This window comes from Oleiphilus sp. HI0117 (assembly GCF_001635235.1).
In genome coordinates, this window is record NZ_LWGA01000569.1 from 1 (window position 1) to 235 (window position 235).

Consider the following 235-nt stretch of genomic DNA (forward strand, 5'->3'; position numbering starts at 1 on the left):
GCCTACTCTCCTTCACTTCTTCGGGGACCTGATTCGCCAAGACGTTTGCTGGCGCGCCCTCTACAGGAGAATACGTAAAGCAANGAAACGTCCTGCGCACAGCGAGAAGGTCATCGATCGCATTCGTTCCTGGCGCGAGATATGTCCTGAACTTACGATAAGAAGCACCTTCATTGTTGGTTTTCCGGGTGAAACAGAGCAAGATTTTCAGGAGCTATTGGACTTTTTAGAAGAG

Annotated in this window: 1 protein-coding gene; it reads left to right on the forward strand. The window is 49.6% G+C overall.

Features of this window, described 5'->3' with window-relative positions:
- Nucleotides 1–121: 121 nt before the first annotated feature.
- The coding region (locus A3757_RS06250) for a hypothetical protein (protein WP_369819538.1) at nt 122–235 on the forward strand (114 nt) is incomplete at its 3' end.